The sequence below is a fragment of the Paenibacillus sp. VCA1 genome (assembly GCF_031583795.1).
Lineage (GTDB): Bacteria > Bacillota > Bacilli > Paenibacillales > Paenibacillaceae > Paenibacillus_AQ > Paenibacillus_AQ albilobatus.
This window is the reverse complement of the sequence record NZ_JAVLSX010000043.1, coordinates 1-540: the sequence shown is the minus strand read 5'-3', so window position 1 is coordinate 540 and position 540 is coordinate 1. Positions and strand designations below refer to the sequence as shown.

Below are 540 nucleotides of genomic sequence, written 5' to 3'. Positions count from 1 at the left end.
TGAACTGCACCCCAATTGTTAGACACACTCTAACAGTTGGAGGTGCAGTTTTTTTATGACCAAATTTACGAAGGATAGGAAATTGGCGATAATTCAAGGGTATAACTCTGATCTTCTGTCGCTAACGGAATACGCAAACGAAATGGGCGTTAACAAGTCCCAGTTTCAATATTGGTTAAAGCTTTATGAGATGCATGGTGAGCGTGCCTTTACTAACGGCTATACAAATTATCCGGCAAGCTTTAAACTGGACGTACTTAATCATATGGCTCAATCAAAAGCTTCTCTCATGGATACTGCTGCTCTGTTCAACCTTTCGAACTTCTCCATCTTGCATTCCTGGCAGAAAAAGATGGAGACAGGCGGTTTAGAAGCCCTTGAGCCAAAAAAGAAGGGGCGTTCATCCATGAAAAAAAACTCCAATTCGTCTACTAAACGATCCGTAGTTGAAAGCTCTGTCGAAGCCCTCGAAGAACGTATCAAGCAGCTTGAAATGGAGAATGAGTATCTAAAAAAGTTGAATGCCTTAGTTCGAAACAA

At 41.3% G+C, this 540-nt stretch carries 1 protein-coding gene; it reads left to right on the top strand.

The annotated features are described in order from the left end of the window. Window positions 1–55: 55 nt before the first annotated feature. A partial coding sequence (locus RJP21_RS31055; RefSeq protein ID WP_310862619.1) for a helix-turn-helix domain-containing protein occupies window positions 56–540 on the top strand: 485 nt, incomplete at its 3' end.